Origin of the sequence: Hyphomonas sp. KY3 (assembly GCF_017309975.1) — a bacterium.
In the GTDB taxonomy this organism is placed as follows: domain Bacteria; phylum Pseudomonadota; class Alphaproteobacteria; order Caulobacterales; family Hyphomonadaceae; genus Hyphomonas.
Genome location: NZ_CP022271.1, coordinates 2383247 through 2407373 on the forward strand (window position 1 = coordinate 2383247; position 24127 = coordinate 2407373).

A 24127-nucleotide genomic window follows, 5' to 3' on the forward strand; every position below is an offset into this window, starting at 1 on the left:
GGAGTTCTCTCTGTATGTCAGGGATTGGCGGTAGACTGGGTGACGAGACGGACATCTCCAATCAATCCGATCTTCGGATGTTTCTTGTCTCCGAGCCCCGCCATGAATTCCATTTTTGGCTCTTCACCGGACTCTGCTCGCGCCACCAATTCATGGAAACGCGGTGGCGTTACCGTCAGCTCGATCTGATTTTCACCGGCTTGCAGAGCGGATGAAATGTCGATCTCATACGGTGGCAAAACGAGTCGCCCCAGTTCATTTCCATTGACCGAGACCGAGGCGCTTCCCTCAACCCGGTCCATGACCAAATATGTCGGGCCTGCGATTTCAGAGACTGAGGTCATGGTCGAATAGATCAGGCCTGACCCTTCGTCCCTGAACCCTGCCAGACTTGCCGCATCAACGAGTGGCGCCGCCAAATCAGATTCGAAAGCGCCTGATTTGAGCGACCAATCCATCAATGCAGTGCCCTGGCCAATTGGAAGGGCCTCATAGGCAACAAGGTCAGGCAATTCGTCTGATGTCTCAATCAGAAAAAGCGACGCCAACGCCGGCAAAGCAAGCTCAACCTGCCCTTCCTCTGCCGTATCGAACTTGAATGTCTGACCTGTTTTCGGGTCGAATGCGTAGAGGCTGCTACCCTCTTCCAGCGTTACATCCACCGTCACGCGCGTCGCGGCCGCGCTCTGGTTTGAGAGGAAGTGGATAAGACTCCCGTCAGACTGGGTGCGAGTGACGCGTCGCACAGGGCTAGCTTGGGTGAAGACGAAATTCCCTTTCGCCCATGCTTGCAGCGCGCTGACATCCTGCAGTTTACGGTTGGTTTCCAGCGCACCCATAATGTCAGCGATCTCTGCATCCCTCGCCTCATAGTCGAGATAGCCCGGCTGACGCGTTGGTGCTCCCTCCATGATCGCGACGCGGTTTGATATGGCCGAAAGCGACCTGGCCGATTCCAACTCTATCCAGGGCGCGTCAAACAACAGGACTTTCTGGTCCGCGTCGAGCGCGTTGACGCGATACATAAGCGCATCATCATTTACCCAAGTCCAAGTGATGCCACGCTCATCAAGCTCTTTAACAATCGGCATCAAGCGCTCCAGCCAGAGCGTGCTTTCCAATTTCTCGATCTCAGGCAACTTGATAAAGGGAATACTGCCCCCCGCTTCTTTGCCATTGGGGTCGACTTCGTCGGGCATCGCGCCCATGAAGAGGAACAAGTCCTTTGCCTGCTCACTGATGGACAGTTCGCTCGGAAAGCCCAGGAATGGATAGTAAATCAGGACGTCGGCATCCGGTTTACCCGCCTGCAGAAGATTCTGCGACCGGACCAGATATGTGTTGATCTCTTCCAGCGTATTCCAGATTGACGATTCAGGACCATAGTTTCCGGAATAATTGAACTCTCCCCCAACACCATGGAAAGGGTGCCAACCCATTTCTCCGAATGCCTCGGCATATTCAGGCCGCTCGGAATCATAGGGCACACCATGATACAGAATCTGGTTTACGCCTGACAGGAACAGTTTGTCTGCGGCTGCCTTGATGCGCGCTGGCGAAACGGCATAGCCCATTTCAGACCAGACAAAGGATTCACTCGCAATGATTGGCCGGTCATAGAGCAGACCTGCGGCGCCAGCGAGCTTCAGCGAAAACTCCGAACCACCGCCATACAATTGCTCCATCTCCGGAATGTGATTACGGCCAAGCGCCCGGATCGCATCCAGATCCATTCCATAGCTTTGTCCCTTGGACAGCAGGCCCCGCGCCTCTGCCCAATCCGCGCTCCCCCCGACGAAACGATCTACGAGCAGGTCAGAGATTGTCTTCTGATAATCGAAGCGAATACGCGCGTCGTCCTCGGTCAGTTTGAAACTTGGCGCCGCGTAGACCCTGGCAACGTCCCGTACATAGAAATTGTCGCGCACATCGACAAACACGGTCGGAATGTAGGGCTCGAGATCATATCCGCGACGGGTCTCGAATTCCTGCAGAATGTCAGGCGTGCCCAGGCGGTCAGCCATGAATTCGATACTGTCATTGAAGAATCCAGTGAACCCCTCCCCATAGTGTTCACTCAGCCCTGTGCGCTCACCAAACGCATATGCATAATGACCGCTCAAAATTTCTGTATCCAGATGATCAACAACAAAGCCGGAAGAATCCCCGGCAACCAGAACCGGCGCAGAACCGGAGGGCTGGCTCCACGCCGCCACGACCACCCACTCACCCTCTGGTGCGTCCCAGGAAAGGCGGCCATCGACCACTCGGTCCGTCAGGACGGTTGTTGTCGTCCCGTCCAACTCCACGGTGTCGGTAGCCACAAGAGGATTTCCATCTCGCTTTCCGCCTGTTTTTCTTGCCGCGACAACGCTTACAAGCTGGCGAAACTCGGGAACGAAATTGCTGAGATCTGCCCCGGCTGATGCATGGCTGAAGGCCATCTCGCCCAAGGCCATCAGATGATCCCCGAAACCCGCCTTCGGTGCTGGCAGATCAAAGCTGACCTCTCGACCGCCAGACACCGCCTTCTCGGAGAAGCGCAATTCCCGCAAGCCTTCGTTGACGGGTACCTGAGGGCCACCGGCCGGCCAACCGCTCAGATGATTGAGATACAAGTCGAAGTTCAAGTCTGATGCACAAGCCATGATTTTGGAAAGCTCAGCATTGAACGCGTCAGATCCAAATGAGCGGATACGCGCCTGAATCTCGTCTGACTCAATATCAAGTCCAGCGGCGAAAGCCTGTATTTCAACGCCGCCAAACCCTTTGGCATCGAACGCCTCCAATTGCGCGCATGCTGTCTCTGCGGTGACATCACCGCCGGGCCACCACCAGCGCGTCCATGGGCGGCGCTCCTCCGGCGGATTGGTCAACGCGCCAGATTGAGAAAGGTCCAGATCATAGTTGAGATCAATTGCGCCTTGCGGTGCGCTGACCTGCTCGCGATACTCAAGCAGACTGCTCACCTCGGGATTATTGTCCGGAAGCGTCATATGGGACTTGATCTTTCCATTCAGCCAGAACCAGCCGATCGCCGCCGCGAGCAGCGCAAGCACGACCAGCGATCCGATGCCGATTCCCAGCCACTTCAGTATCCGGCCCATATTTCTTCCCTCGTATCTTTTCAGCTGACGGTTTTTCCAGCCAGCAATGATTGTTCAGCAGGTGTGCGGCGCCGTCAAAGGCGCAGCGCACCCTTCGCCAGAGCGTCCCTGTCGCAGATGGTATAAGGCCTGTAACTCTTTTGCTGCTCGTCCAGAATGAAAACGCCTTCCGCACCTGCGAGTTCATCAATGCCTTGCTTTACCAGGTCCACTTTGGACAGTTTAAGCGTTCCCGTCGTGTCATGGCCGTCCACGACACGCATAAAGACTGGCCGCGCGTAAGTCGGCAAGTGCTTCGCTATCTCTTCGTATACAGATGCTATTGAAAACGTCTCGTCGACTGATACCGCCGCCATGCCTGCTTTTCCGTCAAACCCCGGAACCGGCACGCCGAAGACATTGGCGATGGTCACACCCGGGACATGAGACATTATTTCCGTAACCTCTGTCGTTGATACGTTTTCCGACTTCCAGCGGAATGTATCGCCAACCCGGTCCACGAAATAGAAGCGCCCCATCCGGTCCCGGCGCATAAGATCGCCGGAACGGAACCAGGCGTCATCAGACTCAAATACGTTGCGCAGGATCTTCTTCTCGGTCGCGGATTTATCGCGGTAACCTTCGAAACTGTTGCGGGCTTCCGACTGTTTGATGGCGCCAATCGCCTCGCCAGGTTCGTCGACTTCTGCTTCGACGCAGAAGCCCCCAGACGTGCGAATAGTCTCTCCTGTGACAGGATCTGTTTTGATTATTCGTATCAACATGTGCTTACGAATAATTGGGGGCACACACCCAACCGACCCGATCGTTCCGTCGAGATTGATCAGGGAAATATTGCCTTCTGTCGATCCGTAGAACTCGAACAATTGCTTGATGCCCGTTCGGTTTTCAAACTGCCGCCAGACGTCAGGCCGCATACCATTCCCAAGGCCGCGGGTCATCTTGTGCGCCTGTTCAGCCTCGCTGGGCGGCTGGTTCATCAGGAAACGCCCAAGCTCTCCAACATAGATGAACATGGTGGCGCCGAACTCGCGCGCCTCATCCCAGAAAGCGCTGGCAGAGAACTTTCGCCGCAACAGGATTGCAGCCCCAGTGGTCAACGCAATGCCCACACCGCAAACGCCGGTCGTCCCATGATAAAGCGGAAGCGTCTCGTAGATCACATCATCCGGCCCGACCTGACATGGGGTCGCGAAGCTGCGCATCATGATCAGGCAGCGCGCATGAGTCATCTTCGCTGCCTTGGGCAGGCCAGTGGTGCCGGACGTATAGATCAGAAGCGCCACATCCTTGCCCCGCAAAGCATCCCTCTGGGACCGGTCGGGACGATCTGCCGATAGGGTTTCAAGCCAGTTGGAGAATGTGCTGTCCGGATCGAGAATTTCGATAGGCACATTACTATCCGCCAGGTCAGCGCGAATATCCTGCACGCGGGAGTTCAGCTCCTGACAAGTAATGATTGCCTTGGCTTCTGCCACGTTGAGGCAATGCGTCAGACCGGCGCCAGACAGGTGTGAATTGATCAGCGCCGTTACCACACCAATCTTCGAGAGGCCGAACCAAACCGCCACATAGTCCGGCCTATTGTCCATGAACAGGGCGACTGTATCTCCAGGCTTCAGCCCGATATTCTGCCCCCAGGCCGCGACCCTGTTCGCCCGCGCCTCAAGGTCTGCATAGGTGGAGCGCGCGCCTTCGAAAATGAACGCAGTATTGCCCCCGAAACGATCAATCGTGTCTTCGAGCACGTCAGGAATCAGAACCAAGCCTTGAGGTGTGAACGCTTTGGTGTCCTGATTGATCTGACGAAGCTTTGCCGAATAGACAATCTGCTTCCACAAACGTGAAAACGCGCCGCCGTCGCGACGATCAGAACGTTCCACAGACTTCGCGCCCTGCTTCGCAAGCGACGGATCCAAAGCTTCCTCCAATTTTTTCTCCACTTGTAATCTTTTTATCGCGTCGCTAAGCTTGCGCAACAGATCACAAATGGCAATTGTATTTTTCTCCAATTGAAATTATTTCTATTTGAACCGGTCGGCAACAGGCTTGGACAAATTATTTACGGGAGGACGTCGGCAACCATTGCCGATGTTGGCACTATATGAACTCTATCGCTTCTCAGGGCCTGTCCGTCTCGCCTGCCACTCGAATAGGATTCGGACGCCGAACAGGCTTTGGTCTTGGCGATTTCGGCATCAACATATTCTGGAACATGACGAATCTTTTCGCCATGTTCTTCTATACTGACGTCGCGGGTTTGCCGAACTTCATGGCCGGTCTCGTGATCTTCGGCGCAATGCTGTGGGATGCCGTCACCGACCCACTGGTTGGCCTGCTCGCCGACCGCACCCGCACCAAACTTGGCCGCTTTCGCCCCTACCTGTTCATTGGCGCCATTCCTCTCGGCCTGTCCTTCATGTTCATGTTCAGGACCGGCAACCTGGAACTAGGTGCTTTGGCACTCTACGCTTTTGCAACTCAGATCGTGTTCCGAACCTTCTACACGATTGTCAGTGTGCCCTACGGTTCTTTGTCGGCCCGCATGACCAAGGATCCGAACGAGCGAAGCACGCTCGCAGTCTACAGGATGGTGTTCGCCACAACCGCAGGCATCATGGTCGCGGCGTTTACACGCGACGGGGCCATGTTGCTCGGCGACGGCGACCTCAAGCTTGGTTTTGAACGCCTCGCCATTGTATACGCCGGGCTGGGTGCCTTGGCTGTTCTGGGATGCGCCGCGTTCACACGCGAGCCTGACATCGGTCGAGGCGAAAAGTCTCCTGCCTTGCGCGACCAGGTTCGCATGATGCGCCAGAACTCAGCCTTCTGGATCGTGTTCGCCACAACGGTGATTGGCGGCATCGGGTCAACGGTCGCCGGCAAGGCAATGCTGTACTATCTCAAATACAATCTGAGTGCCGAGCACTTGTTCGGGGTCGTCATGTTCGGCATCACTCTGATGGTAATGCTTTGCGTGCCGATCTGGGGGTTTCTTTCCCGCCGGATAGGCAAGCGGGCCGTGTGGGCGTGCGGCGCTTCCATTTCTGCCGTCACGACGACGCTTCTGTTCTTCAACCCTGTCGAAACGGCCCTCGTCGTAACGTTGATCCTGATGTTCGGCGCGACGGGATCGGCCGCTAGCTATGTCAGCGTCTGGTCAACACTACCTGATACGGTCGAGTATGGGGAATGGAAGACAGGCGTCCGTTCGGAATCCCTTGTCTTTGGCGCTATCGCATTTGCGCAAAAACTGTCGCTTGGTGTTGCGACACTGTTCAGCGGAATCCTGCTGGATACCTTCGGCTATGTTGCCAATCAGGAACAGACACCACAGGCGCTGTTCGGCCTGAAGATAATGATCTCCGTCATTCCGTTCATGGCGGCGGTCACCTGCCTCATCCTGATCCTCAACTACAGGCTCGACCAGTCGCGTCACCGAGAAATCGTTCGCGACATCGAACGCCGCCAAAGCAATACAGACACCCAGTAAAAGGACATCTCAAGCCCCATGGCCAACGCACACAAGGACTTCAACACGGCCCCGCTGGACCCCGCTCTGGAGCAGGAAGTCAGAACCATCGTCAATGACCTGTCGCTGACTGAAAAAATCAAGATGTTGTCTGGCCACGGCTTCTTCGAGAAGTTCTTTGGTGAAGAGAATCGACAGTTCGGACAGCGCGCCTATCCTGCGGGCAGCGGCAATGAACGTCATGGCATTCCGTCGCTCCACTTCTGCGACGGTCCGAGAGGCGCACGGCACAAGCGAAACACCACCTGCTTCCCCGTCACCATGGCGCGCGGAGCAACCTGGGACCGGAACATAGAACGCCGTGTTGGTGAAGCCATCGCAATCGAAGCCAGAGCGCTTGGTGCATCCATTTCCGGGGCGGTTTGTATCAACTTGCTTCGCCATCCGGCCTGGGGCCGCGCGCAGGAGACCTACGGCGAAGATCCGGTGCATCTTGGCGAAATGGGTGCGGCACTGACAGAGGGTCTGCAGACTCACAACATCATTGCCACCGCCAAGCACTTTGCCGTCAACAGCATCGAAAACTCGCGCTTCAAGGTGGATGTTCGCGTGTCCGATCGCGCATTGCATGAAGTCTATTTGCCACATTTCAAACGGGTACTGATGTCGGGCTGCGCTTCGGTCATGAGCGCCTATAACAAAATCAATGGAGACTATTGTGCGCACAGCGTTCCGCTGCTGAGGAAAATCCTCAAAGGACAATGGGGCTTCAAGGGGTTTGTGCACTCTGACTGGGTCAAGGGCTGTTACGGTGCAGACGCCCTAACAGCCGGACTGGATGTCGAGATGCCCGAAGGCATTTTCTATGGCAGCAATCTTGAAGGCGCGGTTGGGCGAGGCGAAGTCGACGAGGCGCACATAGACGAGGCGGTGACGCGAATCTTGCGCACTCAGTTCACGTTTGCTCGCACCGACGATCCCAGAACCTATTCTGACGAAGACCTTGCTTGCAACGCACACATACAATTGTCGCGTGCAGTCGCTGAGAAAAGCTTCGTACTGTTGAAGAACGACGACCTTCTACCACTAAATCCCAACGACACACAGACGATTGCCGTCATCGGCAAGCTTGCCGACGAAGTGAATCTTGGTGATCGCGGCTCGTCCAGCGTAAATCCGCCCTACGCAGTTACACTGCTCAACGGCCTGACGTCCGCCGCCGGACCAAACACGACGATTGTGTTCGATGATGGATCGGACCCGAAACGCATGACGAAATGCGCGGAGTCCGCTGACGTGGTGATCGCGATTGTTGGCTACACTTGGGAGAATGAAGGCGAATTCATTCCAGGAAACGAAGCACTCGAAGGTCTGGATCCGGATAAACAATTGCCGTCGCGGGGCGGCGACCGCGACTCACTGACCCTGTTGTCATCTGACGAAGCCATGATTGCGAAACTGTCGGATACGAATGACCGCCTTCTGGTGGGGGTAATGTCTGGCAGCGCCGTGATCATGGAATCCTGGCGCGACAAGCCTGCCGCAATCATGATGACTTGGTATCCTGGTATGGAAGGCGGCAATGCCTTTGCGTCAGTCATCTTTGGCGAAATTAATCCGGAGGGGCGTCTACCATTCTCCATCCCGGCCGACGCAGACCACTTACCCTTCTTCGACGCGGAAGCTGACGAAATCAAATATGGACTGTACCACGGGTATACGCTCTTGGAAAAATCCGGGCATCGTGCGGCCTTTCCGTTCGGTTATGGCCTGAGCTACACAGACTTCACATATAGCGACATCCGGCAAACGAAAGGTGACAGCCTCCCGACATTCGAAATCGATGTGACGAACACAGGCGACCGACCGGGCACCGAAACCGTGCAGTTGTACATTGGTTTTGGCGAAAGCCTGATCGACCGCCCCGTCAAATTGCTTCGCGGGTTTGAGAAAGTCACTCTTCGCCCCGGCGAAACGAGGACGGTCGCCTTCTCTGTCTCCCCTCAGGACCTGGCCTATTATGATGCAACCGCCCAGTCTTGGCAGGTCGAACCTGTCGGCTATACAGCGCACATTGGCGCGAATTCCGAAGATGCCGTCACACGCACCGTTCGCTTCGAATTGAATCAAGCAGCCTACTCATGAAGATTGCCGTATGGCCCCACCTCCGAAGCCAGTGTAAGGAATTTGCATGACAAATTCGAAAACGGACACGAAATCACCGCAGCAACCCGTGCAGGCCCGCGCCATTGAGACGCGCGCCCGCATTATCGAGGTCGCCATGAAAACATTCGCCGAGCGCGGATATGATGGCGCGAACACGCGCGATATCGCAGACGAAGCTGGCGCAACACATGGCGCAATCCGCTATCACTTCGGCACAAAAGAAGAGCTCTGGAAGAAGACCATTGAAACGATGTTCCGGCAGCTGCGCTTGGAGGTTTACGGCGAAGATGGCGCCGAGCTTCTTGAGATCGAGGATCCCGTCAGAAGCATGCGGGAATTTCTCTCCCGGTACATTCAGTATTCAGCGAACAATCCTGATCATGCCCGTATCATGATTTCGGAGTCTGTACGCGGCGGGCCAAGACTCGAGTGGATGGCCGAAAACTTCATCAAACCCTCCCACAAGATCTTGATGAAAGAGACTCGCAAGCAAATCAAATCCGGACTGCTGCCCGATTTGCCGCCCGTCTCAATGTTCTACATTATCGTTTCAATGTGTCAGATGCCGTTTGTGCTCTCCAAGGAAATCAAGCTACTGCACAAGCTGGACCTGCAAAAGAAGCCCGCCATTGAACAGCATATCGACGCAGTCATGGCCGTACTCGTTCGCAACGACCACTAATACTCGGTCTTGGAACCGAAAATTATCGTACCGTTATTCGATAAAAACATTTCCATTGAAATGTTTTATGTGTATCTTCTCCGCAAATTAGAAACGGACAATTTCCGGGGAGAACATGAAACGCATTCGAACAATATCACTTGCCCTCATCGCAGGATTGACGCTTGGGGCGTGCGGCGACAATTCCGACTCAGACGTGGCGCCCCTGACCTACGAACTCGATGAAGCAACACGGGTGACCCTTGCGGATGGCACGGTGATCGGAACGCGCGGGCGCGACAATGCATTCGCTTGGTACGGACTTCCCTACGCGGCTCCGCCTGTGGGGGATTTGCGCTGGCGCGCGCCTCGACCAGTTCAGGCATGGGAGACGCCACTGGAAGCGACCTTCCCTTTTCATCGCTGCTCGCAATTGACCAGCGGTTTTGAGCCTGACCGTGAGGAAGGCGAACTGGCCGGAAAAGAAGATTGCTTGTACCTGAATGTATGGGCTCCATCGGACGCAGGCAGTGAGCCGAAGCCGGTCATGGTCTGGATTCATGGTGGTGCCAATGTCTGGGGCTTTGCCGGACAATATGAAATGGGGCGCCTGGCACAATCTCAAGACGTAATCGTCGTTGGAATCAATTACCGCCTGGCGATGATGGGGTGGTTTGGGCACCCCGCGCTTGCAGCAACCGCCGAGAACGAACTCGACCAGTCCATGAATTTCGGCACGTTGGATCAGGTTGCTGCACTACAATGGGTTCAGGACAATATTCAGGCCTTCGGAGGAAACCCGGACAATGTCACCGTATTCGGCCAATCGGCCGGGGCCTTCAACGTCGCAGCTTTGATATCCTCTCCGCTGACGGAAGGACTGTTTCACAAAGCTATCGTGCAGAGTGGAGGCTTCAGAAGCACTTCATACAAAGATGCCGTTGACGGACCCGAGCTGGAATCCCGCCGGCGCGGAGCCGCGTCAAAGGAGTTCATTGCGCACCTTGTCGAGACCGACGCCTTGCCACCCGTTGAGACGCTGTCCCCTGAACAACTAGCAGCCCATCTCCGCGCCATGCCTGCATCGCAAATCTTCGAAGCCTACAAGGAACTGCCCGTCGCCATTGATGCAGCTGGCCTGATCAATCCTGTCGATATTTCCGACGATGGAATCGCCGTGCCGTCTGAGGGTATTCGATCAGCACTGATCAATGGTGCGGAAATGCGGGATGTTCCCCTGATGATCGGGACGACACGAGACGAATTCAAAGGGCTCGCCTTTTTCGACAAGGAAATGGTCGGGAAATTCCTCAATATTGCCTTCTGGCCGAAAAATCGGAAAACCTACGAGGCCTACGGATACTATCCCAACGCCTTGTGGGCCTATCATGGCGTAGAGGAAATTGCGAAACACTGGACGAAACACCGCTCATCGCCTGTCTACACCTACCGGTTCGACTGGGATGAGCAAGGCAAGGCTCTCACTACCGATATCAGTTTTCTTGTGGGCGCGTCGCATTCGATCGAGATCCCCTTTGTGATCGGGGGGTTTGAAGACAAGGTTTCAGATCCGATGGGCATATCCTTCAGCAAGAAGAACAAGGCCGGCCGCGAGCTATTGTCGGCAAGGATGATGGAGTACTGGGCTAATTTTGCTTATGAAGGGCAGCCAGGACGCGGACGCTCCGGCACACTTCCGAAATGGCTGGCATGGCAATCGGGAGACGACGTAGACCGGCTAATGATACTCGATACCGAGGCGGACGGTGGTGTCCGGATGGGTGCCAATACTCCCCCGGCCGAAGTCATTTTCGAGCAATTTCTCGCAGATGACCGGTTCAAGAAGCAGAGCGTCAGATGCAAAACGGTCGATATGGCCCTTGAGATAACCAATATTATCGGCGGCGATATGGAAAATTGGGAGAACTATCAGCAAGAGCGCTGCTAGGTGCAAACTGTTATACAGGATGGAACAACGGGAAGCATCGACCTGAACGGCGAAGCTCCGAAAGTTTGTTGCACCACGGACATAATTTTCGAGAACAAGGCTTGCCCCAAAAAGATTTCACTTGACATGTTTTTATGAATGCGAGCATCGTTTTGACGAGAAATCAGCTGCTTAACGCATTGACGGTAACCAGCACAAAAAAGTCGAGCTACAGGCTCACGCACGCAAAAGTGCAAAGGGAGGAAAAAATGTACAAAACTCAGCGCAAGCTGTTACTTACAACTGTAGCTCTGGCCGGCATCGGCTTTGTGGCGCCGGTCGCGGTCTCTCAAGAGGTCGCCGAAACTCCGTCAGCGGTATCCAGCGTTGATGAGCGCGAACTTGATACCGTTACTGTTACGGTATCAACCGGCACCCTGCTTCGCGGCGTCAGCCCTGTTGGTGCAAACGTGCTCAGCATAGATCAGGAAGCCATCGCCGAGATCGCACCAGCATCTTCCATCGACCTGCTGGCCCGGGTGCCGCAAGTGACCAATGCCTTCAATACGCTACCAACCTCACTGGGCAATGTCGGCGTACCATTCCCGCGACCCAACATCCGAAATCTTGGGAACGCCGGGTCAGATACCACACTGACGCTTCTCAATGGCCACCGGCTGGTCGGCTCAGGCGCGCTACAATCTGCGCCAGATGTCACAACGATTACACCGGGTGTTCTGGGCCGCCTGGAAGTTGTCGCGAATGGTGGCTCGGCCACCTATGGTTCTGACGCTGTCGGCGGCGTGATCAACTTCATCACACGTAACGAGATTGACGGTATTGAAGCCAGCTACCGTCACGGTTTCGGTGACAAGTACAAATCCTCAGACGCCTCTCTCTCTCTCGGTAAGGTGTGGGAGTCAGGTGATGCGTACATCACGCTCAACCATACGAATAATGATGAAGTATACGGTCGCGATCGCGACTATGTTCAGCAGGACCATACATCTCGCGGTGGCGATGACTTCCGTGTTTTGAATTGCTCGCCCGGACATATTTCGCTCGGTGACATCCATTTCTTCCTGCCAAACCGCCTGCCGGGCGAGAACCGTTGCGCTGAGACTGACTTCACGACCCTGTATCCCGAACAGGAAAATACACGTGCTTTCGCCAACCTCACCCAGTCATTTGGTGAGTCTCTCGTATTCGACGTTACGGCCTACTACTCAGACCGCGAAGTCACCAACCAGGGAGGTGGACTGCTTCTGGGAACAGGCCTCAGCGGTAGTGGCCTGATCACCGCAGCCAACCCGTTCTTCCAGACCATTGTGGGAGAGCCTGCCCACCAGGTCAGCTTCAGTTATGACGATGTTTTTGGTGCCAATACGGAAGAATTCACGACAAATCTGAGTGCTTGGGGCATCACGCCCAAACTTACCTGGAAGATCAATGATTCCTGGAATCTGACCTCGTCACTGAATTACGGCAAGAGCGACAATGAAATCCTCGAACCCAAGATCAACCCGGCGCTTCAAGCCGCAGCTCTGGCGTCCTCAAACCCACTAACTGCGCTGAACCCCTATGATCTCAGCCAGACAAATCCAGCAGTTCTTGCGGCTTTGCGCGATTACACAACGGGCGGGGTTTCCGAGCAGGAATTGTTCCAGATCCGGTCTGTACTGGACGGCGATGCGTTCGAATTACCAGCCGGAACAGTCAAGCTGGCAGTGGGCGCAGAATACACCGAGGAATCTCTGGACGCCGCAATTCTGGAAGGATCACGCAGTGATCCATCCCGCTACGAAGCAACCCCCTCTCGCGAGGTCACATCCTTTTTCGGAGAGGTCCTGGTTCCAATCCTGTCGAATGAATCCGGCGCTGGCAGTCTTGAAGTGTCACTGGCAGCCCGTCACGACTCATACAGCGATGCGGGCGACACGACGAATCCGCAAGTCGGTTTCAACTACAAGCCAATTGAGGATCTGACCATTCGCGGATCCATCGGCACATCGTTCAATGCGCCTTCGCTAAACGACTCTGTCGGCGGGGCAGATCTGCGCTATCAAATCATTCCGGTCAGCCCGGTACGCGCCCCGGACTCGCTGCCGACCGACCTGTTCCGCCCCACAGTCGTGGTCGCTGGGTCAAATCCTGACATAGAGCCTCAGGAAGCTGATACAATGACCATCGGATTTGACTGGGTGCCCTCGAGCGGTGCGCTTCAAGGTTGGCGGACCAGCCTGACCTACTACAAGGTGGACTTCAAGAATCAGATCGCTGTCCCTCCAATTCTTGAGCCTTCCTTCTTCCTAATCCCCGCCTATGAAGATCTGTACGATATCAATCCAACTCTGGAACAGGTGCTCGCTCGTGCAGGCGACCTGCGGGTCGAAGGGTTGCCGAGCATCGCCGCTGTATTTGCAACGTCGTCACCATACGTCGTGCTGGATGCCCGCCGTATCAATCTCGGCTCGGTCGAAACAGATGGCCTGGATTTCGAAGTCAGCTATTTGCACCCAACTGAAATGGGATCCTTCTACTCCAGCCTCGGCGGAACCTATGCACTCAACCGAGATGTTACACCTTTCGAGGGTGCGTCAACGTCAGATGGCTTGGAGTTCGGCGTTAGCCGACTAAAGGCAGTCGCTACGTTCGGCTGGCATGCTGATCGCTTCGACACAACCGTTCGTATAAACCATAACTCAGGATACGATGCGAGCACGACGGCAAGCGTCGAAGGCTTCACAACGGTCAACTATTATGCCGGCTACGATTTGCCGACTCCGGACTATGTGGATGAGCTCAAACTGACGCTAAACGTGGACAATCTCATTGACGAAGATCCCCCCTTCTTCGCAGACAATGATGGTTTTGCAAACGGATCCACCCTCGGTCGCGTTATTTATCTCGGCTTGAAAGCAAAGTTCTAACCAGTCCCAAATGGAGAAAGGCAGTCAAGTCTCCACACCTTGAAGGAGTTTGCATCCAGACCGGATGCAAACTCCCCTTTTTTCATCGAGCTCCACACACCCTGCCCCGGCCACTTCCTCCTAGAGCATCCAAGGAGATACCCTTGAGCGACACCACACCCGACTTCACCCCACGCAAAGGCCTGAACGAAACCGATATCAGCGAGATGGTCGAAGGCGTTATCCAGAGCGCCACGCTGGAAGAAAAGGTTGCGATGATGTCGGGCCGTGGATTTATGGAATCCATGCAGCGCACCAACAATCAGTGGGGCGCAGAACCTTACCAAGCTGGTGGTGGTTGCGAACGGCTGGGTGCGCCAACGTTCTACTTCACGGACGGTCCACGTGGTGTGGCCCGCGGAAACTCTACATGTTTTCCCGCAACCATGGCACGCGGTGCGAGCTGGGACAGGGATTTGGAGCAACGCATCGGCGAAGCCATGGGAAAGGAAGTTCGCGCGCAGGATTGCAACCTGTCCGGCGCGGTCTGCATCAACCTGTTGCGGCATCCAGGCTGGGGTCGCGCGCAGGAAACCTATGGGGAAGACCCCTATCATCTGGGCGAAATGGGCGCAGCTTTGTCCACTGGTATCCAGACGCACAACGTCGCCGCAACGGTCAAACATTTTGCTGTCAATTCGATCGAGAATTCCCGCTTCAAGGTCAACGTGAAAATTGACGACCGGACACTGCGCGAAGTCTACCTGCCTCACTTCAAACGCGTTGTGGATTCTGGCTGTTCGACGGTGATGAGTGCCTATAACAAGATGAATGGAGAATATTGCGGCCAGAACCATGAATTGCTTACCGGCATTCTGCGCGGGGAATGGGGGTTTGAGGGCTTTGTACACTCTGACTGGATTTTCGGCGTATACAAACCTTATGGAGCTGCTGCCGGACTGGACGTCGAAAACCCCGAGCCGATTTACTTCGGCCAAAACCTGATTAAGTCTGTCAAAAAAGGTGCGATAGCACCAAGCGTGATTGACACGGCGTGTCGACGTATCCTGACCACTGCTTACAAAATTCTCTCAGCCGAAGACCCGTTCGATACCTATACAATGGATATGGTAGCGAACGAAGAACATATCTTGCTTGCGCGGGAGGCTGCCGAGAAGTCAGCCGTACTTCTTACCAATAACGGCATTCTGCCTCTGCAAAAGGCAAGTGAGATATCCGTCTTTGGCAGTCTCGCGACCGTCGCCAATACAGGCGATCACGGATCTTCTACGGTCAGGCCCCCGCATGTAATCACTCCTCTTCAGGGGCTCTCCGCCTATCTTGAGAAAGACCTGGCATTGGCGGGCGATGAAACAGATTTAGAGCAAGCCGCTGCCGCCGCACGGAATGCCGAGGTCGCCATTGTAATTGTCGGGACCACCGCAGATGACGAAGGCGAATTCATTCCGGGAAACCTTAGCACCCAGACCGAATCGTCTGGGAACAAGGCTGACGAAAATTCCGGACCGCTTGGTAGCGGGAAAGACCGCGGTGGAGACCGGCGGAAGTTGCGCCTGCCCGACCCTCAACAGGCACTTGTCGACACGGTTACGGAGAACAATCCGAATACGATCGTCGTGTTGGTTTGTGGATCTGCCATTATTTGCGATTGGGCCGACAAGGCCGGAGCCGTTCTACAAACCTTCTACGCTGGCATGGAAGGCGGTGCGGCATTGGCGAACCTTTTGTATGGTGACGTCAATCCATCAGGAAAGCTTCCTTTCTCGGTCGCGCATTCAGAAGAGGACTACCCCTTCTTCGATCCGGATGCAGACGAGATCGAGTATGGCCCACTTCATGGCTACACGCTTCTGGAGAGCACTAATACTGCCCCCATGTTCCGGTTCGGACATGGCTTATCCTACACCCAATTTGGCTACCGTGCCCTGAAAGCACGGCGCACGCCTGAGGGAATTGAAGCTGAAGTCACACTCGTTAACACCGGAAACGTTGCTGGGACAGAAATTGTTCAGCTCTATATCGGATTCCCCGGCGACCTGGTCTACCGGCCGGACAAATTGCTGCGCGGCTTTGAACGTGTCACGTTGGATGCGGGTACGCGCAGGACAATCCGGTTCCAGGTGCCAGTGGAACAATTGAAATACTACGACTCCGACACGCGAAGCTGGCGCATCGAGCCGGGCGCACATACGATTCATGTCGGCGGAAGCAGTGACCCGGCAGCCCTTCTGAACGCCAAAGTATCGATATGACTATGCACTGAGAATTGGTGCGTATGGATCCGTCTAGCCTGGCCACCCTGCTCCTCTACGGACGCCACAGCAGTCCTTCCAGTGCGACGGCAATGTTGAGCCGGTTGGCATCGCCCAAGGGCTGAGGCAGCAAATCATTGACCCGGTCCAATTGCCGATTCAGCGTATTCCGGTGAATGCCAAGCTGTTCAGCCGTGTAAGCAGCGTTGCACCCTTGCTTGAGGTACATCAGCAAGTTGTGTTTGAGGTCTTGCGATGCCCTGAGACAGTCACCGAGCACGTCTGACACAAAATGCTGAAATGCACCGTCATCCGATACCAGTATGGTCTGAAGTCTAACGAGTTCATGATCGGCCACGCGCCGGCCGTTTCGGGCATTCGCAAGGATCATCTGCACCATTCGAGCGGAATTTGCGCTCTCCAGAAAACCCGAAAACCCTTGTCCAGCTTGCCCCACCGCGACCATTACGCCATCGGGACAGTCCGATTCAAGACGCGAATAGTCAATAGGCTGATCGAAACACAAGAATAGCGAGCTTTCCCCCTCTTCAATCCGCAAACCCGGAGCGCACCCCAATATAGGCACAATCCGGTCTGCCGCACGATTTACAAGATCACTGTCTCGCTGAATTTCACTTGTCCAGATGCGGACAACTGTATGGGGTCGATCAAACTTGTAACCGAGCCGTTGCCCGGCCGAGAATGGATCGGCAAGCTTTCCACTGAGCACTTGCTGCAGCACTTCCCGCTGCAGTGCTGGGGCCCCTTTCGCCAGTTCAGCCCGCTCGGCGTCAATGTATCTGGAGAGGATGGCAATCGCCGCATCGGTATAATTGCCGATGCTGCGGGCCGACCGGTCCAGAACGGCCTGAAGCTCGTCTTTGTCAGATGTCAGATCGAACACAATGCGCATCCAGCGCCGCCAGGTAATGTTTTGGGCCACGCGGTACCCGTTCAGAGAAATGTCGAGCTCTCCTTTGCGGACCTGCTCGCGGATGATGGCATATAGTTCGGAGGAAATGACCGGCGTGATCGGCCCATTCGGATCAGACAGGATGGAGTTGGCCCAATGCATAACGCCAATCAGGTTTTCCCTGCGAATAACGCTTTCTATAAAGGGCATATTCTCGGAGTCGATGGCCGCCACGACGGCCTTGCCGACCTCGTCGCGCCAGGACTGAGGCGCCTTCAGAACGCGCTCAGCCCCTTGTCGCAATAGCTCGTCTACCCGCTGATCAAAACTGTTCATCATGCACCTATTATAACCAACAACTGTACGTTTCGCACATTTTCTTTTTTCTGCAATAGGTTGATCGTGCAGTCTGATGGAGACCGACCATGCCGAACAAAATCAATCCTGCTTTTTCCGCAAAACCGCTTGATGTATTGATTATCGGCGCAGGAATCTCCGGAATTGGCTGCGCCTGCTATCTGCAGCGCGAGCTACCAGGCAAGAGCTGGGAGATCTTGGAAGCGCGGGCAACTTTCGGCGGAACCTGGGATCTGTTCAAATATCCCGGCATTCGCTCGGATTCTGACCTCTATACGTTTTCCTATGACTTCAAACCGTGGACCAGCCCCAACGCCATCGCGTCGGCCGATGAAATCATGTCCTATCTCGAAGAGGCGGCGGAAGAGTACGATGTGCTGGAGCGGATCTCCTACAATCGGAAGGTCGTGAGCGCGTCGTGGGACAGTGATGACGCGCTTTGGACAGTCACAATGGAAAACAGCGAAACCGGCGAGCGTGAGACTCGAAAATGCCGTTGGCTGTTCGGTGCGACGGGCTACTATGATTATGACGAAGGATTTCGACCTGTCTTCGAGAGTGAAGAAACATTCAAGGGTCCAAAGATCCACCCGCAGTTCTGGCCGGAAGACTTCGACTATTCCGGAAAGCGCGTAGCGGTGATCGGCAGCGGTGCCACGGCCGTCACGCTGGTGCCGTCCATGACAGACGAAGCTGCGCACGTCGTTCAGGTGCAACGCACTCCGACTTATATCATGCCAAGACCGAAACAGGACAAATTGGCGTTGTGGCTAAACAAGTGGCTGCCGACCAAACTTGCCTATGGCCTGACCCGGTGGAAAAATACACGGTTACAACGCTGGTTCTATCTATACTGCCAGAAATTCCCGGATCGGGCTCGACGGTTGATCCGAAAGGCAAATCGCAGGCACCTGCCTGCGGACTATCCCGTGCATGTGCATTTCAAGCCACCCTACAATCCGTGGGATCAAAGACTGTGCGCTGTTCCCGATGCTGATTTTTTCCGGGACATATCTGCAGGGAGAGCGTCCATTGTAACGGGGCATATCGAGAAGTTCACCCCAACTGGTATCCAGATGAAGTCAGGCGAACACGTCGATGCGGATGCGATCATCATTGCCACCGGACTAAAGCTGAAAATGATGGGCGGCATAGACTTTGAGGTAGATGGAAAGCCGGTCGACGTGTCAGAGCATCTGGTATTCAAGGGCCTGATGCTGGATGGGGTGCCGAACTATAGTTTTGCAATCGGCTACACCAACTCCTCCTGGACCCTGAAAGTGGGGCTGGTATGCGGCTATCTCTGCAAGTTGCTGGCAGAGATGGATCGACAGGGCAAAAAAATCTGCATTCCAAAGCGCCCGGAGGGCGAGATCGTCACGCGCCCCCTGATGGATTTCGGCGCAGGGTACGTACAGCGCGCGGTAATCTCCATGCCAAAACAAGGCGAGGCCTACCCGTGGGAAATGTCATCTGACTACACAAGCGATATTGCCTTGTTCAAGCGTGGCAAAGTCATCGATCCTGCTCTCGAGTTCTCCTAGTCTCAGCGATACATTCCCCAGCACAAGACCGTCAGGATACGTCAAATGATCAATACCTACGCAGGCAAGACATGTGTGGTTACAGGAGCCGGCAGCGGCATTGGTCGGGAGCTGTCGTTGGAGCTAGCGCGTTTTGGCGCTCAGCTAGCAATCTCCGACATTGACCCCACAGGCGTTGAAGAAACTCGGATCATGTTGGAAGCCGAAGGGGCTAATGTTCATAGCCAAATACTCGACATTGCCGACAGCGCGGCGATTTATGCGTACCCGGAAGCCATTCTCGCCAAGTTCGGAGCGATCCATCAACTCTACAACAATGCGGGAATCTCTGGCGGCGGACGTTCGATCGCAGACACGTCTCTAGAGACAATCCAAAGAGTCATCGACATTAACTTGATGGGCGTTCTTCATGCCTCGCGCGCCTTCATGCCTCATCTGGAGAGCAGTGGCTCTGGTGTCCTCGTGAATATCTCCAGCCTCAATGGCCTGGTCGCCCAGCCGAATGTGGCGATCTATTGCACAACCAAGTTCGCTGTGCGGGGACTGACGGAGGCAATCCGGACAGATGCTCTATTTACGGGGTCCAATCTTCAAGTGGTTGTCGTTCATCCGGGCGGCGTCAAAACAAACATCGCCAAGGCGAAAGAAGCAGACCTCGCCAGGATGACAGCCGAAGAACGCGAGCAGACCATGAAGGTTCTGAAAGTATACGAAAAGAAATTTCTAACCTATCCAGCGGATGCTGCGGCAATGGATATTCTGAGGGGCGTCGCCAAAGGAAAGTGCCGTATCGTCGTGACGCCGCAGGCCAAGCAACTCGACCGGTTATCGCGCCTGCTGCCCGAGTCGTACCCCAAGATCATATCCAGCGCGACGAAGCGAATTCAGCGCAAGCTCACTCGCAACACCTGATTGCAGACCTCTTCCCACTCTGCCGTGGCGTCATCGGCGACGTTCCAAGAAAGCTTCGTTAGATAGTGTTTCGAAGACAGTCGATTTCGGAGCACAATCAATGACAATATGGAAAAAGGGGCTGCCTGAACCGCAGGCTCTCAATACTTTCAAAACAGCGACTCTTGTAGAACACTTGGGGATCGAGGTGATCGAAGCGACGGAGAATTCCCTGACCGCACGAATGCCTGTCGATGGTCGGACTGTGCAACCCCATGGCCGTCTTCATGGCGGCGCGTCTGTCGCCCTCGCAGAAACGGTTGGGTCTATCGCGGCCAATCTTACGCTCAACTCCGGCGATCAGGTCGGTGTCGGCCTGGAGATCAATGCCAACCATGTCCGCCCTGTAATGGATGGATATGTCTATGCCACTGCGACACCGGAAGCGCTTGGCCGCACAACTCAGATCTGGTCGATCCGAATTACGGACGAGCATAAGCGGCTCGTCTGTATCTCTCGATTCACTGTCGCAGTGATCCCAGCGAGACAGGCTTGAAACTCCGGGCCCAATAGAAAAAGCCCCCGATATCCGTGAGGACATCGAGGGCCAGTTTGGGTGCGGGAGTAGGATTTGAACCTACGACCTTCAGGTTATGAGCCTGACGAGCTACCGGACTGCTCCATCCCGCGTCAGCTTGTAGTTACATTTAGGAGGGTAACCCCTTAAATGCAAATCCGGCCGCGAGGGCCGGACAAATCCGCCTGGAAAATCCCGGCGGCAGGCCGCAAAAGCGACCAAAATCGTCGTAATGGAAAGATGTGTCTGCAAGTTTGTCTGACTGGGCTCTGCGGACCCGGCAGCGACCTACTCTCCCACGCCTTAAGACGTAGTACCATTGGCGCAAGGGGGCTTAACGACCGAGTTCGAGATGGGATCGGGTGGGGACCCCCTGCCATAACCACCGGGTCGGCGGAAACCAGTCAGGGATATTATACCAACATGTTCTTTATCGAGACTGTGTAGAAGCAAATACGCTTTCAACTACACATGAATTTCAACAATCAAGCCTATCGAGCAATTAGTACCGGTTAGCTCCACGCATCGCTGCGCTTCCACACCCGGCCTATCGACGTGCTGGTCTTGCACGGCTCTCAGGGATACCTGGTTTTGAGGTTAGTTTCCCGCTTAGATGCTTTCAGCGGTTATCTAGTCCACACATAGCTACCCTGCAATGCGGCTGGCGCCACAACAGGTCCACCAGAGGTGTGTTCATCCCGGTCCTCTCGTACTAGGGACAAATCCTCTCAAGTATCCAACACCCACGGCAGATAGGGACCAAACTGTCTCGCGACGTTCTGAACCCAGCTCACGTACCACTTTAATCGGCGAACAGCCGAACCCTTGGGACCTGCTCCAGCCCCAGGATGTGATGAGCCGACATCGAGGTGCCAAACGATGCCGTCGATATGGACTCTTGGGCATCATCAGCCTGTTATCCCCGGAGTACCTTTTATCCGTTGAGCGATGGCCCTTCCACTCGGGACCACCGGATCACTATGACCGACTTTCGTCTCTGTTCGATCTGTCGATCTCACAGTCAGGCAGGCTTATGCCATTGCACTCAACGACCGATGTCCGACCGGTCTGAGCCTACCATCGCGCGCCTCCGTTACTCTTTAGGAGGCGACCGCCCCAGTCAAACTACCCGCCACACAGGGTCCCGGCCCCATCCAGGGGCGCGGTTAGACATCAAAGAAATTAAGGGTGGTATTTCAAGGTTGGCTCCACAGCATCTGGCGACACTGCTTCAAAGCCTCCCACCTATCCTACACATAAGTTCTTTAATGCCACTGTGAAGCTGTAGTAAAGGTTCACGGGGTCTTTCCGTCTGACCGCGGGTACCCCGCATCTTCACGGGGAATTCAATTTCGCTGAGTCTATGTTGGAGACAGTGGGGAAGTCGTTACGCCATTCGTGCAGGTCGGAACTTACCCGACAAGGAATTTCGCTACCTTAGGACCGTTATAGTTACGGCCGCCGTTCACCGGGGCTTCAATTCAAAGCTTGCACTTCTCCTTTTAACCTTCCGGCACCGGGCAGGCGTCAGACCCTATACGTCGCCTTACGGCTTCGCAGAGCCCTGTGTTTTTGATAAACAGTCGCAACCCCCAGTTTTGTGCCCCTCAGACCTGGTTGCCCAGATTGAGGCCTCCTTCTCCCGAAGTTACGGAGGTAATTTGCCGAGTTCCTTCAACATAGTTCTCTCAAGCGCCTTGGTATGCTCTACCTGACCACCTGTGTCGGTTTCGGGTACGGTCTAATAGGGAGGCTATTTCCAGGAACTTCCAGGCTGCATTCCCAATCCAATAAGGGAATACAACTTTCGAAATCCGTCACTCATCCCTTGGCCCACGAATATTAACGTGGTTCCCATCGACTACGCCTTTCGGCCTTGCCTTAGGGGCCGGCTAACCCTGCGCAGATTAGCTTTACGCAGGAACCCTTGGTCTTTCGGCGACAGGGTCTCTCACCCTGTTTGTCGCTACTCATGTCAGCATTCTCACTTCCGATACCTCCAGCAAACCTCACGGTTCACCTTCACAGGCTTACGGAACGCTCCGCTACCACTCTTTCGAGTCCGCAATTTCGGCGAATAACTTTAGTCCCGATACATTTTCCGCGCAGAGGCGCTTGATCAGTGAGCTGTTACGCTTTCTTTAAAGGATGGCTGCTTCTAAGCCAACCTCCTGATTGTCTCAGCACCTCCACATCGTTTCGCACTTAGCTATTACTTAGGGGCCTTAATTGGCGGTCTGGGTTGTTTCCCTTTTCACGACGGACGTTAGCACCCGCCGTGTGTCTGCCACGCATAACTTCTGGGTATTCGGAGTTTGAGAAGGTTTGGTAATCCGGTGAGGACCCCTAGCCCATTCAGTGCTCTACCCCCCAGAGTCTAATCGTGACGCTCTACCTAAATAGATTTCGCGGAGAACCAGCTATCAGCAAGTTTGATTGGCCTTTCACCCCTAGACACAGGTCATCCGAGAGCTTTTCAACGCTCAACGGTTCGGCCCTCCAGTGCATGTTACTGCACCTTCAGCCTGCCCATATCTAGATCACTTGCCTTCGGGTCTAATGCTACGTACTCATTCGCCCTATTAAGACTCGCTTTCGCTGTGCCTACACCTATCGGCTTAAGCTTGCACGCAACACTAAGTCGCTGACCCATTATACAAAAGGTACGATGTCACTCCGAAGAGCTCCATCAGCTTGTAGGCATCCGGTTTCAGGATCTGTTTCACTCCCCTCATCGGGGTTCTTTTCATCATTCCCTCACGGTACTTGTTCACTATCGGTCGGTAAGGAGTACTTAGGCTTGGAGGGTGGTCCCCCCATGTTCAGACAGGATTTCACGTGTCCCGCCCTACTCTAAAAGGTCTTCATTTTACGGATACGGGGCTATCACCCACTACGGCGTACCTTCCCAGATACTTCTCCTTATTTCAGACCAGGCCTGGTCCGCGTTCGCTCGCCACTACTAACGGAGTCTCAATTGATGTCCTTTCCTCCGGGTACTTAGATGTTTCAATTCCCCGGGTTCGCTTTTTAACCCTATGTATTCAGATTAAAATATCTCACTATTGAAATGTTAGACAGGTCGAGCGCCGAAGCGCTCGAATTATCCAACATCTCGGAGATGGGTTTCCCCATTCAGAAATCACCGGATCAAAGGGTGCTCTCGCCTCCCCGGTGCTTATCGCAGAGTGCCACGTCTTTCATCGCCTCTTACCGCCAAGACATCCCCCGGATGCCCTTTTGACGCTTGATCGTTATTTGAAATCCATGTGCAGTGGAAAACGCATTTGCGCTCCACACACTGGATCTCGATCAGACATGTTGGTTTCT

The 24127-nt window shown here is 54.7% G+C and carries 12 protein-coding genes, 1 tRNA gene and 2 rRNA genes; 9 read left to right on the forward strand and 6 right to left on the reverse strand.

Annotated elements, in window-relative coordinates:
• Positions 1–17: 17 nt before the first annotated feature.
• Together CFA77_RS11610 and CFA77_RS11615 are read right to left on the reverse strand one after the other, a co-directional pair.
• Positions 18–3107: a glycosyl hydrolase gene (locus tag CFA77_RS11610; RefSeq protein ID WP_206990835.1), complete on the reverse strand. Its 3090-nt coding sequence runs from the start codon at positions 3105–3107 to the stop codon at positions 18–20.
• 74 nt (positions 3108–3181) lie between these two features.
• Positions 3182–5038, reverse strand: a complete 1857-nt coding sequence (locus CFA77_RS11615; RefSeq protein WP_206990836.1) for a long-chain-acyl-CoA synthetase — start codon at positions 5036–5038, stop codon at positions 3182–3184.
• 173 nt (positions 5039–5211) lie between these two features.
• On the opposite strand from CFA77_RS11615, the gene CFA77_RS11620 reads away from it, so the two are divergent.
• The 6 genes from CFA77_RS11620 (at position 5212) to CFA77_RS11645 (ending at position 16515) form a co-directional block, all read left to right on the forward strand.
• The gene (locus CFA77_RS11620; protein WP_206990837.1) at positions 5212–6600 is read left to right on the forward strand and encodes an MFS transporter; all 1389 of its coding nucleotides are present in this window, start codon (positions 5212–5214) and stop codon (positions 6598–6600) included.
• Between the two features lie 18 nt (positions 6601–6618).
• The gene (locus CFA77_RS11625; protein WP_206990838.1) at positions 6619–8724 is read left to right on the forward strand and encodes a glycoside hydrolase family 3 C-terminal domain-containing protein; all 2106 of its coding nucleotides are present in this window, start codon (positions 6619–6621) and stop codon (positions 8722–8724) included.
• Positions 8725–8770: 46 nt separating this feature from the next.
• The gene (locus CFA77_RS11630; RefSeq protein WP_206990839.1) at positions 8771–9427 is read left to right on the forward strand and encodes a TetR/AcrR family transcriptional regulator; all 657 of its coding nucleotides are present in this window, start codon (positions 8771–8773) and stop codon (positions 9425–9427) included.
• Positions 9428–9542: 115 nt separating this feature from the next.
• Positions 9543–11354, forward strand: coding sequence for a carboxylesterase/lipase family protein (locus tag CFA77_RS11635; protein ID WP_206990840.1), 1812 nt, complete (start codon positions 9543–9545; stop codon positions 11352–11354).
• A gap of 248 nt (positions 11355–11602) precedes the next feature.
• Positions 11603–14263, forward strand: coding sequence for a TonB-dependent receptor domain-containing protein (locus tag CFA77_RS11640; protein ID WP_206990841.1), 2661 nt, complete (start codon positions 11603–11605; stop codon positions 14261–14263).
• A 143-nt stretch (positions 14264–14406) separates the two neighbouring features.
• Positions 14407–16515 carry a beta-glucosidase gene (locus tag CFA77_RS11645; protein ID WP_206990842.1) on the forward strand — a complete coding sequence of 703 codons (2109 nt, stop codon included), beginning with the start codon at positions 14407–14409 and terminating at the stop codon, positions 16513–16515.
• A 55-nt stretch (positions 16516–16570) separates the two neighbouring features.
• Here CFA77_RS11645 and CFA77_RS11650 read toward each other — a convergent pair whose 3' ends face one another.
• On the reverse strand, positions 16571–17767 hold the full coding sequence (locus tag CFA77_RS11650; protein WP_206990843.1) for a CdaR family transcriptional regulator: 1197 nt from the start codon (positions 17765–17767) through the stop codon (positions 16571–16573).
• Between the two features lie 86 nt (positions 17768–17853).
• Here CFA77_RS11650 and CFA77_RS11655 point away from each other — a divergent pair, with 86 nt between their 5' ends.
• The 3 genes from CFA77_RS11655 (at position 17854) to CFA77_RS11665 (ending at position 20776) form a co-directional block, all read left to right on the forward strand.
• A complete protein-coding gene (locus CFA77_RS11655) occupies positions 17854–19329 on the forward strand; it encodes an NAD(P)/FAD-dependent oxidoreductase (protein WP_206990844.1) in 1476 nt (491 codons plus the stop codon).
• A 45-nt stretch (positions 19330–19374) separates the two neighbouring features.
• Positions 19375–20241, forward strand: coding sequence for an SDR family oxidoreductase (locus CFA77_RS11660; RefSeq protein WP_206990845.1), 867 nt, complete (start codon positions 19375–19377; stop codon positions 20239–20241).
• 100 nt (positions 20242–20341) lie between these two features.
• Positions 20342–20776 (forward strand): hotdog fold thioesterase, encoded by a 435-nt coding sequence (locus CFA77_RS11665; protein ID WP_206990846.1) that lies wholly within the window; start codon positions 20342–20344, stop codon positions 20774–20776.
• A 57-nt stretch (positions 20777–20833) separates the two neighbouring features.
• Here the strand turns inward: CFA77_RS11665 and CFA77_RS11670 are convergent.
• The 3 genes from CFA77_RS11670 to CFA77_RS11680 form a co-directional block, all read right to left on the reverse strand.
• Positions 20834–20910: transfer RNA gene (locus CFA77_RS11670), tRNA-Met, on the reverse strand.
• A gap of 162 nt (positions 20911–21072) precedes the next feature.
• Positions 21073–21187 (reverse strand): 5S ribosomal RNA (rrf, locus tag CFA77_RS11675).
• A 91-nt stretch (positions 21188–21278) separates the two neighbouring features.
• Positions 21279–24050, reverse strand: a 23S ribosomal RNA gene (locus CFA77_RS11680).
• Positions 24051–24127 lie beyond the last annotated feature (77 nt).

Coding starts and splice junctions, on each gene's coding strand:
- CFA77_RS11665 (WP_206990846.1), top strand. CDS start 20,342: ATGACAATATGGAAAAAGGGGCTGCCTGAACCGCAGGCTCTCAATACT.
- CFA77_RS11620 (WP_206990837.1), top strand. CDS start 5,212: ATGAACTCTATCGCTTCTCAGGGCCTGTCCGTCTCGCCTGCCACTCGA.
- CFA77_RS11660 (WP_206990845.1), top strand. CDS start 19,375: ATGATCAATACCTACGCAGGCAAGACATGTGTGGTTACAGGAGCCGGC.
- CFA77_RS11610 (WP_206990835.1), bottom strand. CDS start 3,107: ATGGGCCGGATACTGAAGTGGCTGGGAATCGGCATCGGATCGCTGGTC.
- CFA77_RS11640 (WP_206990841.1), top strand. CDS start 11,603: ATGTACAAAACTCAGCGCAAGCTGTTACTTACAACTGTAGCTCTGGCC.
- CFA77_RS11650 (WP_206990843.1), bottom strand. CDS start 17,767: ATGATGAACAGTTTTGATCAGCGGGTAGACGAGCTATTGCGACAAGGG.
- CFA77_RS11655 (WP_206990844.1), top strand. CDS start 17,854: ATGCCGAACAAAATCAATCCTGCTTTTTCCGCAAAACCGCTTGATGTA.
- CFA77_RS11635 (WP_206990840.1), top strand. CDS start 9,543: ATGAAACGCATTCGAACAATATCACTTGCCCTCATCGCAGGATTGACG.
- CFA77_RS11625 (WP_206990838.1), top strand. CDS start 6,619: ATGGCCAACGCACACAAGGACTTCAACACGGCCCCGCTGGACCCCGCT.
- CFA77_RS11630 (WP_206990839.1), top strand. CDS start 8,771: ATGACAAATTCGAAAACGGACACGAAATCACCGCAGCAACCCGTGCAG.